General features: G+C 58.5%; 12 protein-coding genes. 4 read left to right on the top strand and 8 right to left on the bottom strand.

Annotation, left to right across the window (positions count from 1 at the left end; genetic code table 11):
* Window positions 1–9: 9 nt before the first annotated feature.
* The 8 genes from J3P88_RS00415 to rpmH form a co-directional block, all read right to left on the bottom strand.
* Window positions 10–807: a ParA family protein gene (locus tag J3P88_RS00415; RefSeq protein ID WP_003187199.1), complete on the bottom strand. Its 798-nt coding sequence runs from the start codon at window positions 805–807 to the stop codon at window positions 10–12.
* 18 nt (window positions 808–825) lie between these two features.
* Window positions 826–1,461 (bottom strand): 16S rRNA (guanine(527)-N(7))-methyltransferase RsmG, encoded by a 636-nt coding sequence (gene rsmG / locus J3P88_RS00410; protein ID WP_014340992.1) that lies wholly within the window; start codon window positions 1,459–1,461, stop codon window positions 826–828.
* A 5-nt stretch (window positions 1,462–1,466) separates the two neighbouring features.
* Window positions 1,467–3,365: a tRNA uridine-5-carboxymethylaminomethyl(34) synthesis enzyme MnmG gene (mnmG, locus tag J3P88_RS00405; RefSeq protein ID WP_434573382.1), complete on the bottom strand. Its 1,899-nt coding sequence runs from the start codon at window positions 3,363–3,365 to the stop codon at window positions 1,467–1,469.
* Between the two features lie 691 nt (window positions 3,366–4,056).
* On the bottom strand, window positions 4,057–5,427 hold the full coding sequence (gene mnmE / locus J3P88_RS00400; RefSeq protein WP_434573380.1) for a tRNA uridine-5-carboxymethylaminomethyl(34) synthesis GTPase MnmE: 1,371 nt from the start codon (window positions 5,425–5,427) through the stop codon (window positions 4,057–4,059).
* Between the two features lie 79 nt (window positions 5,428–5,506).
* Complete coding sequence (gene yidC / locus J3P88_RS00395; RefSeq protein WP_411386043.1) at window positions 5,507–7,189, bottom strand: membrane protein insertase YidC; 1,683 nt, start codon at window positions 7,187–7,189, stop codon at window positions 5,507–5,509.
* A gap of 2 nt (window positions 7,190–7,191) precedes the next feature.
* The gene (gene yidD / locus J3P88_RS00390; RefSeq protein ID WP_010465488.1) at window positions 7,192–7,437 is read right to left on the bottom strand and encodes a membrane protein insertion efficiency factor YidD; all 246 of its coding nucleotides are present in this window, start codon (window positions 7,435–7,437) and stop codon (window positions 7,192–7,194) included.
* Window positions 7,430–7,831: a ribonuclease P protein component gene (gene rnpA, locus J3P88_RS00385; protein WP_003207107.1), complete on the bottom strand. Its 402-nt coding sequence runs from the start codon at window positions 7,829–7,831 to the stop codon at window positions 7,430–7,432. The genes yidD and rnpA overlap by 8 nt, the downstream gene beginning before the upstream one ends.
* Window positions 7,832–7,847: 16 nt before the next feature.
* Window positions 7,848–7,982, bottom strand: a complete 135-nt coding sequence (gene rpmH, locus J3P88_RS00380; protein WP_003213577.1) for a 50S ribosomal protein L34 — start codon at window positions 7,980–7,982, stop codon at window positions 7,848–7,850.
* Between the two features lie 568 nt (window positions 7,983–8,550).
* Between rpmH and dnaA the strand changes: the two genes are divergently transcribed.
* From dnaA to gyrB, 4 genes are read left to right on the top strand one after another with little or no spacing between them, the layout of a single operon-like run.
* Window positions 8,551–10,077 carry a chromosomal replication initiator protein DnaA gene (gene dnaA, locus J3P88_RS00375; protein WP_186728442.1) on the top strand — a complete coding sequence of 509 codons (1,527 nt, stop codon included), beginning with the start codon at window positions 8,551–8,553 and terminating at the stop codon, window positions 10,075–10,077.
* A 38-nt stretch (window positions 10,078–10,115) separates the two neighbouring features.
* Window positions 10,116–11,219: a DNA polymerase III subunit beta gene (gene dnaN, locus J3P88_RS00370; RefSeq protein WP_003196145.1), complete on the top strand. Its 1,104-nt coding sequence runs from the start codon at window positions 10,116–10,118 to the stop codon at window positions 11,217–11,219.
* Between the two features lie 14 nt (window positions 11,220–11,233).
* The gene (gene recF / locus J3P88_RS00365; protein WP_092167953.1) at window positions 11,234–12,337 is read left to right on the top strand and encodes a DNA replication/repair protein RecF; all 1,104 of its coding nucleotides are present in this window, start codon (window positions 11,234–11,236) and stop codon (window positions 12,335–12,337) included.
* A gap of 5 nt (window positions 12,338–12,342) precedes the next feature.
* Entirely contained in the window at window positions 12,343–14,760 is a 2,418-nt protein-coding gene (gyrB, locus tag J3P88_RS00360) for a DNA topoisomerase (ATP-hydrolyzing) subunit B (RefSeq protein ID WP_434573377.1), read from the top strand.
* Window positions 14,761–14,958: the final 198 nt, after the last annotated feature.

Genomic DNA, 14,958 nt, shown 5'->3' with positions numbered 1-14,958 from the left:
GGGGTTTCCTTAAGTTGGCTGGGCTGCAGCGGTGCGTGGGTTGCGGCGCTGACGGCGAACCATCTCGCCCGCCAGGGCCAGGTAAGCCAACGCACCACGGGATTGTTTGTCGTAGGCCAGGGCCGGCATGCCGTAGCTCGGGGCTTCGGCCAGACGGATGTTTCGCGGGATGACGGTGTCGTAGAGCTGCTCGCCGAAATGTTCCTTGAGCTGGGCCGAAACGTCGTTCATCAGGCTCAGGCGCGGGTCGTACATGGTTCGCAACAGGCCTTCGACCTTCAGTTCCGGGTTCAGCAGTTCGGCGATGCGCTTGATGTTATCCACAAGGTCGCTCAACCCTTCCAGCGCGAAGTACTCGCACTGCATGGGGATAATGACCCCATCGGCGGCCACCAGGGCGTTGAGGGTCAGCATCGACAGCGACGGCGGGCAATCGATCAGGATGTAGTCATAGTTTTCCCGGATCGGCGCCAAGGCGCTGCGCAGGCGGCTTTCCTTCATCTGCATTTCCAGAAGTACCACTTCCGCCGCCGTCAGGTCGCGGTTGGCCGGCAGCAGTTGATAACCGCCATGTTCAGAGAAGTGCATGGCCTGGCCCAGATCGCATTCGCCGATCAGGACGTCGTAGATGGAGTTTTCCAGGCCATGCTTATCCACACCGCTGCCCATGGTGGCGTTGCCCTGTGGATCGAGGTCGATCAACAGCACCCGGCGCTTGGTCGCGACCAGGGATGCTGCGAGGTTGATACAGGTGGTGGTCTTGCCCACACCACCCTTCTGGTTCGCTATCGCGAATACCTTAGCCATTCTTGCTTGTGTTCCCAATCATGCCGTGCGGCGCAGTATCAGCAGATGGCGTTGGCCTTGGCAACCGGGTACGGCCAAGGCGTGTTCGCTATCGAGGTGGAAGTCTGCCGGCAATGCTACCAGCTCATCGGCCGGATGAACGCCCTTCATTGCCAGCCAGCGCGTATCGGCGTCGCCCAGGTGGCGAGTCCAGTTGCTGAAGTTCTCCATGCTGCTGAACGCCCGGGAGATGATCCCGTTGAACGGCTCGGCAGGCTGGAACGCTTCGACGCGGCTGTGGATAACTTGCAGGTTATCCAGTTTGAGTTCGAGTTTGACCTGGGTCAGGAAGCGGGTTTTCTTGCCGTTGCTGTCCAGGCAGGTCACTTGCGAGTCGGGAAACAGGATCGCCAGCGGGATGCCCGGCATGCCGCCGCCACTGCCGACATCCAGCCAACGACCGTTCTCGATGAAGGACATCACGCTGAGGCTGTCGAGCAAATGCCGCGAGACCATTTCATCCGGATCGCGCACGGCGGTCAGATTGTAGGCCTTGTTCCATTTGATCAACAGCGCCAGATAACCCAGCAATTGCGTGTGCTGGGCTTCGCTCAGGCTGACGCCGAGCTGACGGGCACCTGTGGATAACTCTTCAGCGTGTTGCGAGGTGACCATCGAACTCAAGCGCTTTGCTCCAACTGGCGGCCGGCGCCGCGTTTTTTCAAATGAATCATCAACAGGGAAATCGCCGCCGGCGTGACGCCGGGAATGCGCGAAGCCTGGCCCAGGGTCTCTGGACGGGTCGCACCGAGCTTGCTCTGGATTTCCTTCGACAACCCGGAAATGCCGGTGTAATCGATATCCACAGGCAGCTTGGTGTCTTCACTGGCGCGCAGACGGGCGATTTCGTCCTGCTGGCGGTCGATGTAACCGGCGTACTTGGTCTTGATCTCGACCTGTTCGGCCACCTGTGGATCTTCGGCGCCCTGGCCGGTCACTTCCACCAGCCCGGCATAGTCGATTTCAGGGCGGCTCAGGAGGTTCAGCAGATTGTATTCGTGAGTCAGCGGCGTGCCGAATTTCGCCGCGATGGCATCGCCCTGCTCGGTACCGGGACGCACCCAGGTGCTTTTCAGGCGCTGCTCTTCCAGCTCGATACTTTCGCGTTTCTGGCAGAACGCGGCCCAGCGCGCTTCATCCACCAATCCCAGTTCACGACCTTTCTCGGTCAGGCGCAGGTCGGCGTTGTCTTCCCGCAGGATCAGGCGATATTCCGCGCGGGAGGTGAACATCCGATACGGTTCCTGGGTACCCAAGGTGATCAGGTCGTCTACCAGCACACCGATGTACGCCTCATCGCGGCGCGGGCACCAGGCTTCTTTGCCCTTGGCGAGCAGTGCGGCGTTGGCGCCGGCGAGCAAACCCTGGGCACCCGCTTCTTCGTAACCGGTGGTGCCGTTGATCTGCCCGGCAAAGAACAAACCGCCGATAACCTTGGTTTCCAGGCTGTATTTCAAATCGCGCGGATCGAAGTAGTCGTACTCGATCGCATAACCCGGACGCACGATGTGCGCGCTTTCCATGCCACGGATCGATTGCACGATCTGCAACTGCACGTCGAACGGCAGGCTTGTGGATATTCCGTTCGGATACAGCTCATGGGTGGTCAAGCCTTCCGGTTCGATGAACACCTGATGGCTTTCCTTGTCGGCAAAGCGATGGATCTTGTCTTCGATCGACGGGCAATAGCGCGGGCCGACACCTTCGATTTCACCGGCGGCGGAGTACATCGGCGAACGATCGAGGTTCGCCGCGATGATTTCGTGGGTGCGGGCGTTGGTATGGGTGATCCAGCAACTGACTTGCCGTGGATGCTGTTCCTTGTTGCCCATGAACGACATCACCGGGATTGGCGTATCGCCAGGCTGCTCGGTCATCACCGAGAAATCCACGGACTTGCCATCGATGCGAGGTGGCGTACCGGTTTTCAGGCGCCCGACGCGCAATGGCAACTCACGCAGACGGTGAGCCAGAGCAATCGACGGCGGATCCCCGGCGCGACCGCCGGAAAAATTCTGCAAACCGATGTGGATAAGTCCGCCGAGGAAGGTCCCGGTGGTCAACACCACGCAATCGGCGAAGAAACGCAGGCCCATCTGTGTGACGACACCACGTACCCGGTCCTGCTCGACGATCAGGTCATCGGCCGCTTGTTGAAATATCCACAGGTTCGGCTGGTTTTCCAGGATTTCGCGGACAGCGGCCTTGTAGAGGACTCGGTCGGCCTGGGCGCGAGTGGCGCGCACGGCCGGGCCTTTGCGGCTGTTCAATACGCGAAACTGGATACCACCCTTATCGGTGGCCATGGCCATCGCGCCCCCAAGGGCATCGATCTCCTTGACCAGGTGGCTTTTGCCGATCCCGCCAATGGCAGGGTTGCAGCTCATGGCGCCGAGGGTTTCCACGTTATGCGTCAGCAACAGGGTTTTTGCCCCCATGCGCGCTGATGCAAGTGCTGCCTCGGTACCGGCATGACCGCCGCCGATGACGATCACTTCAAAACGGGAAGGGAAATCCACCACGCACCTCGTGCCTGCTTTATTCAGGTAATTCGGAATTAGGTTTTGAGTCTGGCCCTGGGCGTTTTTCGAACCAGGTCGGCAAGTATAGGGACTTCGCCCTTTCTAAAGAACCCTTTGCACAAAATTTAACCAGCTGTGGAGAACTCGCGGTTAAAAAAATAAAAAAGAAAGAAATTTATAAAATCTTTGTTTTTATGTTTATTCTTACTGAGCCCAATATCTGTGGATAACATCCTATAGGCCTTTATTTGCAATGTGTACAGAGATTCAAAACCCTGTGGTCATGTGCCACTGAGGGGCTTGGATAACCGGTGTAAGCCTGTGGATGAATGAGGTGGTTATCCACAGAGGCGGTTATCTTCAGTTTTGAAGGCGGTTTATCAACCGACCTCAATAGCAGTTATTCACAGGCCTTAATCCACAGAAAACAGCCGACAAGGGGTCGCCGAAGCGCCCACAGGCAAGCCGCCATTAACGGCAATCAGTTCAAAAAAGAGAGGTGGTAGCGGGTTTGTGTTGCGCTCGATAGGCCTGTGGCGAGGGAGCTTGCTCCCGCTGGGTCGCGAAGCGGCCCCAAAACCCGCCGAATGCGGAGTACCTGACACACCACACCTGCCGGTTTACGACTGCTTCGCAGCCGAACGGGAGCAAGCTCCCTCGCCACGGGTTCGTCGTCAGTCCGGTGGGGTTATTTACCGATGCAGAAGCTGGAAAAGATTCGTCCCAGCAAGTCATCGGAGCTGAAGGCGCCGGTAATTTCCCCCAGGGACTGTTGCGCCTGGCGCAAGTCTTCAGCCAACAACTCCCCTGCCCCTGCCAAGGTCAGCTGCGCGCGACCGTGTTCGAGGGCCGCGCTGGCATGGCGCAACGCTTCAAGGTGCCGCCGCCGGGCGCTGAAGCTGCTTTCCGACGTCTGCTCGTAGCCCATGCAGGCCTTGAGGTGCTCGCGCAGCAGTTCCAAGCCCTCACCCGCTGACTTCGCGCTCAGGCTGATGGTCACATGGCCGTCGTTGCTGACCTCAAGGACAATCGCTTCCCCGGTCAGGTCGGCCTTGTTACGGATCAAGGTGACTTTCGCCGGATCCGGGCGGACCTCGAGGAATTCAGGCCACAAGGCAAATGGATCGTCGGCTTCCGGCGCGGTGGCATCGACCACCAGCAATACCCGGTCGGCTTCACCAATGGCCTTCAGAGCCCGTTCAACGCCGATTTTTTCCACCTGGTCATCGGTGTCGCGTAAACCTGCGGTATCCACTACGTGCAGCGGCATGCCGTCGATGTGGATATGTTCACGCAGGATGTCCCGGGTGGTGCCGGCGATCTCGGTGACGATCGCCGCTTCGCGACCGGCCAGGGCATTCAACAAGCTGGACTTGCCGGCATTCGGCCGTCCGGCAATCACCACGGTCATCCCATCGCGCAGCAAGGCACCCTGCCCGGCTTCGCGCAGAACTGTGGATAACTCATCGCGCACCTTATCGAGCATGCTCAGCACGTGGCCATCGGCAAGGAAGTCGATTTCCTCCTCCGGAAAGTCGATGGCGGCTTCGACGTAGATCCGCAGGCCGATCAATTGTTCGGTGAGGTTATGCACACGCTGGGAAAACGCTCCCTGTAACGAACGCAAGGCGTTGCGAGCGGCCTGTGCGGAACTGGCTTCGATCAAATCGGCAATCGCCTCCGCCTGGGCCAGGTCGAGCTTGTCGTTGAGAAAGGCGCGTTCACTGAATTCCCCCGGCCGGGCCAGGCGGCAGCCCAGTTCAAGGCAACGCTTGAGCAGCATGTCCAGCACGATAGGGCCGCCATGCCCTTGCAGTTCCAACACGTCTTCGCCCGTGAACGAATTCGGCCCCGGGAAATACAAGGCCAGTCCTTCGTCGAGCACCTGTTGGTCATCACTGAAAAACGGGCCGTAATGGGCGAACCGCGGCTTGAGCTCACGGCCGCTGATGGCCTTGGCCGCGACACTGGCCAACGGCCCGGAAATACGGACGATGCCGACACCACCGCGACCTTGGGCGGTGGCGACGGCGGCGATGGTTTCACGCGGTGCGCTCATAAACCGGTATCCAGACAAAAGTGGCAGATAGCAAAACGCCCCACTAGGGGGCGTTTTGTGTGGTTATCCACAGAGCAAGTTACGCCTCGGCTTTTTTCGTCGCCGCTTCGATCTTACGCGTGATGTACCACTGCTGAGTGATGGACAACACGTTGTTCACAACCCAGTACAGCACAAGACCCGCCGGGAACCACAGGAAGAAGAAGGTGAAGATGATTGGCATCATTTTCATGACCTTCGCCTGCATCGGATCCGGAGGCGTTGGGTTCAGCTGCTGCTGGATGAACATGGTCGCGCCCATGATGATCGGCAGGATGAAGAACGGATCCTTGATCGAGAGGTCGGTAATCCACAGCATGAACGGCGCCTGGCGCATCTCCACGCTTTCCAGCAGAACCCAGTAAAGCGCGAGGAAAACCGGCATCTGGACAAGAATTGGCAAGCAACCACCCAGCGGGTTGATCTTCTCTTTCTTGTACAGCTCCATCATGGCCTGGGACATTTTCTGCCGGTCATCGCCATGTTGTTCTTTCAGGGCGGCCAGTTTCGGTGCCACTGCACGCATGCGCGCCATCGACTTGTAGCTGGCGGCCGACAACGGGAAGAAGATCCCCTTGATCAGCATGGTCAGGAAAATGATCGACCAACCCCAGTTGCCGACAAGGCTGTGGATATGTTGCAGCAGCCAGAAGATAGGCTGGGCAATGAACCACAGGAAGCCATAGTCAACGGTCAGTTCCAGGCCTGGGGACAACTCTTTCAGCACGGCCTGGCTTTTTGGACCGGCGTACAGGACGGCACTGGTTTCGGCTTTTGCACCGGGCGCGGCAGTCAATGTCGGGCCGGTGTAACCGATGATGAAGTTGCCTTTGCTGTCTTTACGCGTCTGGACGACGTTGCTGTCGCCTTTCTGCGGGATCCAGGCTGTTACAAAATAGTGCTGCAGCCAGGCAACCCAGCCACCTTGGACGGTTTCCTTCAGCTGAGCCTTGTCCATGTCCTTCATGGACACTTTTTTGTACGGTTCCGAACTTGTCCACAGGGCTGCGCCCAGGTAAGTCGCGGTGCCGGTGGCGGTGCTGGAAGAAGGATCGTCGCTGGCGTCACGCTTGAGTTGCGCGAACATCGCACCGGACCAAGGCTGGGCGCTCTGGTTGTCGATCAGGTAAGAGACGGTTACGTCGTACATGCCACGTTTCACAGTGAAACGCTTGGTGTAGTTGACGCCATCCTTGCTGAACTTCAGGTCCACGACCAGTTGGTCCTGGCCATCAGCCAGTTGATAAGTCTTCTTCTCGGCAGAGTAGATCGGGCGACCGGCCGGGTTCGAATCCGGACCGTTGGTACCGATCAGGCCACTTTGGGCCAGATAGGTGCGCTCGTTACCGTTGTCGAACAACTGGAACGGGATTTCCGGATGATCCTGGCGACGTGGGTACAGCGGCAGCTTCAGCTGGGCGACGTCACCACCTTGTGGATCGATTGCCAGCTCGAGCACGTCCGTCTTGATCTGGATGAGATCTTTGCTTACGGCCACTGGGGCTTCGGCAGGAGCGCTGGTATCGCTTGCCGCGCGCGGGATGTCGTCATTGCTGGCAGCGTTGTTGCCAACTGGAGCATCCGGCAGGCTCGGTGCGGTATTGCTGGCTGCAACATTCTGAGTCGGCAGGGCAGCCTGGCCATAGTCCTGGTTCCATTTAAGGACCATGACGTAGGACACGATTGCCAGGGCGACGATCAGGATCGTGCGTTTGATATCCATGATTACTCGGCCATCGAAGAAGAACGGGAGGTAGGGATAGGCGGAACCGGGTCATAACCGCCGGGATTCCACGGATGACAGCGACCTAAACGACGAAAGGTCAGCCAGCCACCGCGCAGGAGGCCATGATTTTCTATGGCTTCGTACGCGTAGCAGGAACAACTGGGGTAGAAACGACAGTGACTGGCCATCAAAGGACTAATGGCATAGCGATAAAACTGGATCGGAACGAGTGCCAGTTTACGCATCGGGACTGTCTACCCCTACAGTTTCGGTGTTGACTGCTGGTACTGGCTTGTTGCGTGCCAGACGCTTCCAGAGCTTGCCGAAATGCTGAATCAATTCGGGGTTTTCTACGTCACCCAAACCTTTGCGCGCGACGATAACGATGTCCCATCCGACCAGTGAATCCTGGTTCAGGCGAAACGATTCGCGCATCAGACGTTTGAGGCGATTGCGCTGAACGGAGAGCTTGACGCTCTTTTTCCCGATGACCAGCCCTAGTCGGGGGTGATCGAGATCGTTACTGCGCGCAAGGAGCAGGAGATTTTTCCCCGGAACCTTGCCGGTAGGGGAGTCAAAGACTGCCTTGAAATGCCGGGGGGTAAGCAGACGCTTTTCCCGACTGAAGTCCTGACTCACCTCCAGTGCCGGATTATCAAACTGCCAGACGCGCACGACCTTTGGCGCGACGACGCGACAGGACGGCACGACCGTTCTTGGTAGCCATGCGAGCACGGAAACCGTGGGTACGAGCGCGTTTGATAGTGCTTGGTTGGAAAGTACGTTTCATTGTCGTGTTACCTGGTTCGTCCACAACGGGCCGGAATGGCCCCCGTTTTAAGAGACCGGGGATTCTAGAGAAAGCAAGCCTCTAGGTCAATTTCCAACCAGCGTTTCCTTTAAATAGATATCCAGGCGTTTTTCGCGGATTCATCACCGAGCGCTAGATATAGATATAAAGAAGGGAATTATTTAAAGCTTTTCTGTAAAGCTTATAAAAGCTAGGCCGCCACTTATCTGTGGATAACCATGCCAAGACCTTGTAATCCGCCATGTACAGAGAATGACAACTACACGGGAAAGCAGTGGCCAGCCTGTGCTGCGCTGTCGGATAAGCTGTGGGTGAAATGCCTGGTTATCCACAGGCCGGTTATCCACCGAGTTTCGCCCCCAGTTGTGCAACGACCTCAGGCGCGGTTATCCACAGAGCTTATCCACCGACCGCTGGTCGTCTTTCTCTCGGTTAACGCACTGATAAATCATGGCCGATGAGCAAGCTGCGTGTGGATAAGTGCACGTCTGCTCGCTACAATGGCCGCTTGTTTTTGCCTCACCGGCTTTCAACTTAGGGGATATCCGTGTCAGTGGAACTTTGGCAGCAGTGCGTGGAGCTTTTGCGCGATGAGCTGCCTGCCCAACAATTCAACACTTGGATCCGTCCACTACAGGTCGAAGCCGAAGGCGACGAGTTGCGTGTCTATGCACCGAACCGTTTCGTTCTCGACTGGGTCAACGAAAAGTACCTGGGCCGGGTCATGGAACTGCTCGACGAGCATGGCAATGGCATGGCGCCTGCGCTGTCCTTATTAATAGGCAGCAAACGCAGCTCGGCACCCCGCGCCGCGCCCAATGCGCCGCTGGCTGCCGCCGCGTCACAGGCCCAGCAGGCTGCGCCGGCACCGGTCAACAACCATGCAGCCCCGGCGCCCGCGCCTGCTTCGAGCAAGCGCAATACACAAAAGGTTGCCGAAGTCAGCGAAGAGCCTTCCCGGGACAGCTTCGACCCTATGGCCGGCGCCAGCTCCCAGCAGGCACCGGTGCGAGCCGAACAGCGCACCGTCCAGGTCGAAGGCGCGCTCAAGCACACCAGCTACCTGAACCGGACCTTTACCTTCGAAAACTTCGTCGAAGGTAAATCCAACCAACTGGCCCGCGCGGCGGCCTGGCAGGTGGCGGACAACCCCAAGCACGGCTATAACCCGCTCTTCCTGTATGGCGGCGTAGGCTTGGGTAAGACCCACTTGATGCATGCCGTGGGCAACCACTTATTAAAGAAGAACCCGAATGCCAAGGTCGTGTACCTGCATTCCGAGCGTTTCGTGGCCGACATGGTCAAGGCGCTGCAACTGAACGCCATCAACGAATTCAAGCGTTTCTACCGTTCGGTGGATGCCTTGCTGATCGACGACATTCAGTTCTTCGCCCGCAAGGAACGTTCCCAGGAAGAGTTTTTCCACACCTTCAACGCATTGCTTGAAGGCGGGCAGCAGGTCATTCTCACCAGTGACCGCTACCCGAAAGAGATCGAGGGCCTCGAGGAACGCCTCAAGTCGCGTTTCGGCTGGGGCCTGACGGTGGCCGTCGAGCCGCCGGAACTGGAAACCCGGGTGGCGATCCTGATGAAGAAAGCCGACCAGGCCAAGGTCGAGCTGCCTCACGACGCCGCCTTCTTCATTGCCCAGCGTATTCGCTCGAACGTGCGTGAACTCGAAGGTGCCCTCAAGCGGGTGATCGCTCACTCGCACTTCATGGGTCGCGATATCACCATCGAGCTGATTCGCGAATCCTTGAAGGACCTGCTGGCGCTCCAGGACAAATTGGTTTCTGTGGATAACATTCAGCGAACGGTTGCCGAATACTACAAAATCAAGATCTCCGACCTGCTGTCCAAACGCCGTTCGCGTTCGGTGGCACGTCCACGCCAGGTGGCCATGGCCCTGTCCAAGGAACTGACCAACCACAGCCTGCCGGAAATCGGCGATGTGTTTGGCGGACGCGACCACACCACCGTGTTGCACGCCTGCCGCAAGATCAACGAACTTAAGGAATCCGACGCGGACATCCGCGAGGACTACAAGAACCTGCTGCGTACTCTGACCACTTGATGACCACCAGCGCAGCTTTTAAGGCAAGGGACTAGACCATGCATTTCACCATTCAACGCGAAGCCCTGTTGAAACCCCTGCAACTGGTCGCAGGCGTCGTCGAACGCCGCCAGACCTTGCCGGTACTTTCCAACGTGCTGCTGGTTGTCGAAGGCCAGCAATTATCGCTGACCGGTACCGACCTGGAAGTCGAGCTGGTCGGTCGCGTGCAACTTGAGGAACCGGCTGATCCGGGTTCCATCACCGTGCCGGCGCGCAAGCTGATGGACATCTGCAAGAGCCTGCCCAACGACGCGCTGATCGACATCAAGGTCGATGAGCAGAAGCTCGTGGTCAAGGCCGGTCGCAGCCGCTTTACCTTGTCCACACTGCCAGCCAACGATTTCCCGACCGTTGAAGAAGGCCCGGGTTCGCTGACTTGCAGCCTGGACCAGAGCAAACTGCGTCGCTTGATCGAACGCACCAGTTTCGCCATGGCCCAGCAGGACGTGCGTTATTACCTCAACGGCATGCTGCTGGAAGTGTCGGCCGGCGTTATCCGCGCTGTTGCCACCGACGGGCACCGCCTGGCCATGTGCTCGATGCAGGCCGATATCGGCCAGCCGGATCGCCATCAGGTGATCGTGCCGCGTAAAGGTATCCTGGAGCTGGCCCGCCTGCTGACCGAGCCGGACGGCAATGTCAGCATCGTGCTGGGCCAGCACCACATCCGCGCCACCACGGGCGAGTTCACCTTCACGTCGAAACTGGTGGACGGCAAGTTCCCGGACTACGAACGTGTGCTGCCAAAAGGCGGCGACAAGCTGGTGCTGGGCGATCGCCAAGCGCTGCGCGAAGCCTTCAGCCGTACCGCGATCTTGTCCAACGAGAAGTACCGTGGCATTCGTCTGCAACTGGCCAATGGTCAGCTGAAGATCCAGGCGAACAACCCGGAGCAGGAAGAAGCGGAAGAAGAAGTAGGCGTTGAGTACAACGGCGGCTCCCTGGAAATCGGCTTTAACGTCAGCTATCTGCTCGACGTGCTGGGCGTGATGACTACCGAGCAAGTGCGTCTGATCCTGTCTGACTCCAACAGCAGTGCGCTGGTGCAAGAGTCCGACAACGACGACTCGGCTTACGTTGTCATGCCGATGCGTCTGTAATCAGAATCAGCTAGATGTCCTTAAGTCGCGTCTCGGTCACCGCGGTGCGCAATCTGCACCCGGTGACCTTCTCCCCTTCCCCCCGCATCAATATCCTTTACGGCGCCAACGGCAGCGGCAAAACCAGCGTCCTGGAAGCCGTGCACTTGCTCGGGCTTGCCCGTTCGTTTCGCAGCACCCGCCTGTTACCTGTCATCCAGTACGATCAGTTGGCGTGCACGGTGTTTGGCCAGGTGGAGCTGGCGGAAGGCGGCCACAGCGCCCTGGGGATATCGCGAGATCGGCAAGGCGAGTTTCAGATCCGCATCGATGGGCAGAACGCTCGCAGTGCGGCACAGCTGGCCGAGATCCTGCCGTTGCAGCTGATCAACCCGGACAGCTTCCGTCTGCTGGAAGGCGCACCGAAGATTCGCCGGCAGTTCCTCGATTGGGGCGTGTTCCACGTGGAACCGCGTTTCATGTCGACGTGGCAACGCTTGCAGAAGGCGCTGCGCCAGCGAAACTCTTGGCTGCGGCATGGTACACTTGACGCCGTTTCGCAAGCGGTTTGGGACAGGGAACTGTGTCAGGCCAGCGCTGAAATCGATGAATACCGCCGCGCTTACATCAAAGCCTTGAAACCGGTCTTCGAGCAGACCTTGAGCGAACTGGTTGAGCTTGAGGGCCTGACGCTCAGCTATTACCGAGGCTGGGACAAGGACCGGGAACTGAGCACCGTGCTGGCTGGCTCGCTGCAGCGAGACCAGCAGATGGGCCATACCCAGGCTGGACCACAACGCGCTGACTTGCGCCTCAGATTGGGCGCACATAACGCCGCGGACATCTTGTCCCGGGGGCAGCAGAAGTTGGTGGTGTGTGCCTTGCGTATCGCCCAGGGGCATCTGGTTAGCCAGGCCCGTCGCGGTCAGTGTATTTATCTGGTGGATGACTTGCCGTCCGAGCTGGACGAAGCCCACCGTCGCGCCCTGTGCCGCTTGCTGGAAGACTTACGCTGCCAGGTGTTCATCACCTGTGTAGACCACGAATTATTGAGGGAAGGCTGGCAGACGGAAACGCCAGTCGCCCTGTTCCACGTGGAACAGGGCCGTATCACCCAGACCCACGACCATCGGGAGTGAAGGCATTGAGCGAAGAAAATACGTACGACTCAACGAGCATTAAAGTGCTGAAAGGCCTGGATGCCGTACGCAAACGTCCCGGTATGTACATTGGTGACACCGACGATGGCAGCGGTCTGCACCACATGGTGTTCGAGGTGGTCGACAACTCCATCGACGAAGCCCTCGCCGGCCATTGCGACGACATCAGCATCATCATCCACCCGGATGAGTCCATCACCGTTCGCGACAACGGCCGTGGCATCCCGGTAGACGTGCACAAAGAGGAAGGCGTTTCCGCCGCCGAGGTCATCATGACCGTCCTCCACGCCGGCGGTAAGTTCGACGACAACTCCTACAAGGTCTCCGGCGGTCTGCACGGCGTAGGTGTTTCGGTAGTGAACGCACTGTCCGAACAGCTTGTTCTTACGGTTCGCCGTAGCGGCAAGATCTGGGAACAGACCTATGTCCACGGCGTGCCCCAGGCACCGATGGCGATCGTTGGTGACAGCGAGTCCACCGGCACCCAGATCCATTTCAAGGCCTCGAGCGAAACCTTCAAGAACATCCACTTCAGCTGGGACATCCTGGCCAAGCGGATTCGTGAACTGTCCTTCCTCAACTCCGGTGTCGGCATCGTCCTCAAGGACGAGCGCAGCGGCAAGGAAGAACTGTTCAAGTACGAAGGTGGCCTGCGTGCGTTCGTTGAATACCTGAACACCAACAAGACCCCGGTCAACCAGGTGTTCCACTTCAACGTCCAGCGTGAAGATGGCATCGGCGTGGAAATCGCCCTGCAGTGGAACGACAGCTTCAACGAGAACCTGTTGTGCTTCACCAACAACATTCCCCAGCGTGACGGCGGTACTCACCTGGTGGGCTTCCGTTCGGCGCTGACCCGTAACCTGAACAACTACATCGAACAGGAAGGCCTGGCGAAGAAGCATAAAGTCGCCACCACCGGTGACGATGCCCGTGAAGGCCTGACCGCGATCATTTCGGTGAAGGTGCCGGATCCGAAGTTCAGTTCCCAGACCAAGGACAAGCTGGTGTCTTCCGAAGTGAAGACCGCGGTTGAACAGGAGATGGGCAAGTACTTCTCCGACTTCCTGCTGGAGAACCCGAACGAAGCCAAGCTGGTGGTCGGCAAGATGATCGACGCCGCCCGTGCCCGTGAAGCGGCGCGCAAGGCTCGTGAGATGACCCGTCGTAAAGGTGCGCTGGACATCGCCGGCCTGCCGGGCAAACTGGCTGACTGCCAGGAAAAGGACCCTGCCCTGTCCGAGCTGTACCTCGTGGAAGGTGACTCTGCTGGCGGTTCCGCCAAGCAGGGCCGCAACCGCCGCACCCAGGCCATCCTGCCGCTCAAAGGCAAGATCCTCAACGTGGAGAAGGCGCGCTTCGACAAGATGATTTCTTCCCAGGAAGTCGGCACCTTGATCACCGCGCTGGGCTGTGGCATCGGCCGCGAAGAGTACAACATCGACAAGCTGCGCTATCACAACATCATCATCATGACCGATGCTGACGTCGACGGTTCGCACATCCGTACCCTGCTGCTGACGTTCTTCTTCCGTCAATTGCCGGAGCTGATCGAGCGCGGCTACATCTACATCGCCCAGCCGCCGCTGTACAAGGTCAAGAAAGGCAAGCAAGAGCAATACATCAAAGACGACGACGCCATGGAAGAGTACATGACGCAGTCGGCCCTGGAAGACGCGAGCCTGCACCTGAACGAAGATGCCCCAGGCATTTCCGGCGAAGCCCTTGAGCGCCTGGTCAACGACTTCCGCCTGGTGATGAAGACCCTCAAGCGCCTGTCGCGCCTGTACCCACAGGAACTGACCGAGCACTTCATCTACCTGCCAGCCGTGAGCCTGGAGCAACTGTCCAATCATGCAGCGATGCAGGATTGGCTGGCCCAGTACGAAGTACGCCTGCGCACGGTTGAGAAATCCGGCCTGGTCTACAAAGCCAGCCTGCGTGAAGACCGTGAGCGTAACGTCTGGCTGCCGGAGGTCGAACTGATCTCCCACGGCCTGTCGAACTACGTCACCTTCAACCGCGACTTCTTCGGCAGCAACGACTACAAGACCGTGGTATCCCTCGGCGCGCAACTGAGCACGCTGCTGGACGAAGGTGCCTACATCCAACGTGGCGAACGCAAGAAAGCCGTGACCGAGTTCAAGGAAGCCCTTGAATGGCTGATGGCCGAAAGCACCAAGCGCCACACCATCCAGCGATACAAAGGCCTGGGTGAGATGAACCCGGATCAGCTGTGGGAAACCACCATGGACCCGGGCTCGCGCCGGATGCTGAAAGTGACCATCGAAGACGCCATTGGCGCGGACCAGATCTTCAACACCCTGATGGGGGATGCGGTCGAGCCTCGTCGTGACTTCATCGAGAGCAACGCGCTGGCGGTATCTAACCTGGATTTCTGATTCTTCTGCAGCGCTCCGCTCCAACAAAAGCCAACGCACATGCGTTGGCTTTTTTTTACGCTTGAAAATGTCCGCTTCTTCTCGGACCCATCGGTCACAAACGGGGTAGCTGGGTAACATCCTGGCATAAAGCCTTCATTCTCAATGGGTTAGGAATCTGTGAAAAGCCCCGGCTACCGGGGGCCTCAGGTTTTCTGG

Source organism: Pseudomonas sp. Z3-6 (assembly GCF_051131985.1).
Taxonomy (GTDB): Bacteria; Pseudomonadota; Gammaproteobacteria; order Pseudomonadales; family Pseudomonadaceae; genus Aquipseudomonas; species Aquipseudomonas zanjanensis.
Note: the sequence above shows the minus strand (reverse complement) of the source record. Positions and strands in the feature narration are given on the sequence as shown.

What these genes read in the sequence shown, in the direction of transcription:
- J3P88_RS00415 (WP_003187199.1), bottom strand. Translation starts at nt 807, where the DNA reads ATGGCTAAGGTATTCGCGATAGCGAACCAGAAGGGTGGTGTGGGCAAG.
- rsmG (WP_014340992.1), bottom strand. Translation starts at nt 1,461, where the DNA reads ATGGTCACCTCGCAACACGCTGAAGAGTTATCCACAGGTGCCCGTCAG.
- mnmE (WP_434573380.1), bottom strand. Translation starts at nt 5,427, where the DNA reads ATGAGCGCACCGCGTGAAACCATCGCCGCCGTCGCCACCGCCCAAGGT.
- yidC (WP_411386043.1), bottom strand. Translation starts at nt 7,189, where the DNA reads ATGGATATCAAACGCACGATCCTGATCGTCGCCCTGGCAATCGTGTCC.
- yidD (WP_010465488.1), bottom strand. Translation starts at nt 7,437, where the DNA reads ATGCGTAAACTGGCACTCGTTCCGATCCAGTTTTATCGCTATGCCATT.
- rpmH (WP_003213577.1), bottom strand. Translation starts at nt 7,982, where the DNA reads ATGAAACGTACTTTCCAACCAAGCACTATCAAACGCGCTCGTACCCAC.
- dnaN (WP_003196145.1), top strand. Translation starts at nt 10,116, where the DNA reads ATGCATTTCACCATTCAACGCGAAGCCCTGTTGAAACCCCTGCAACTG.
- recF (WP_092167953.1), top strand. Translation starts at nt 11,234, where the DNA reads ATGTCCTTAAGTCGCGTCTCGGTCACCGCGGTGCGCAATCTGCACCCG.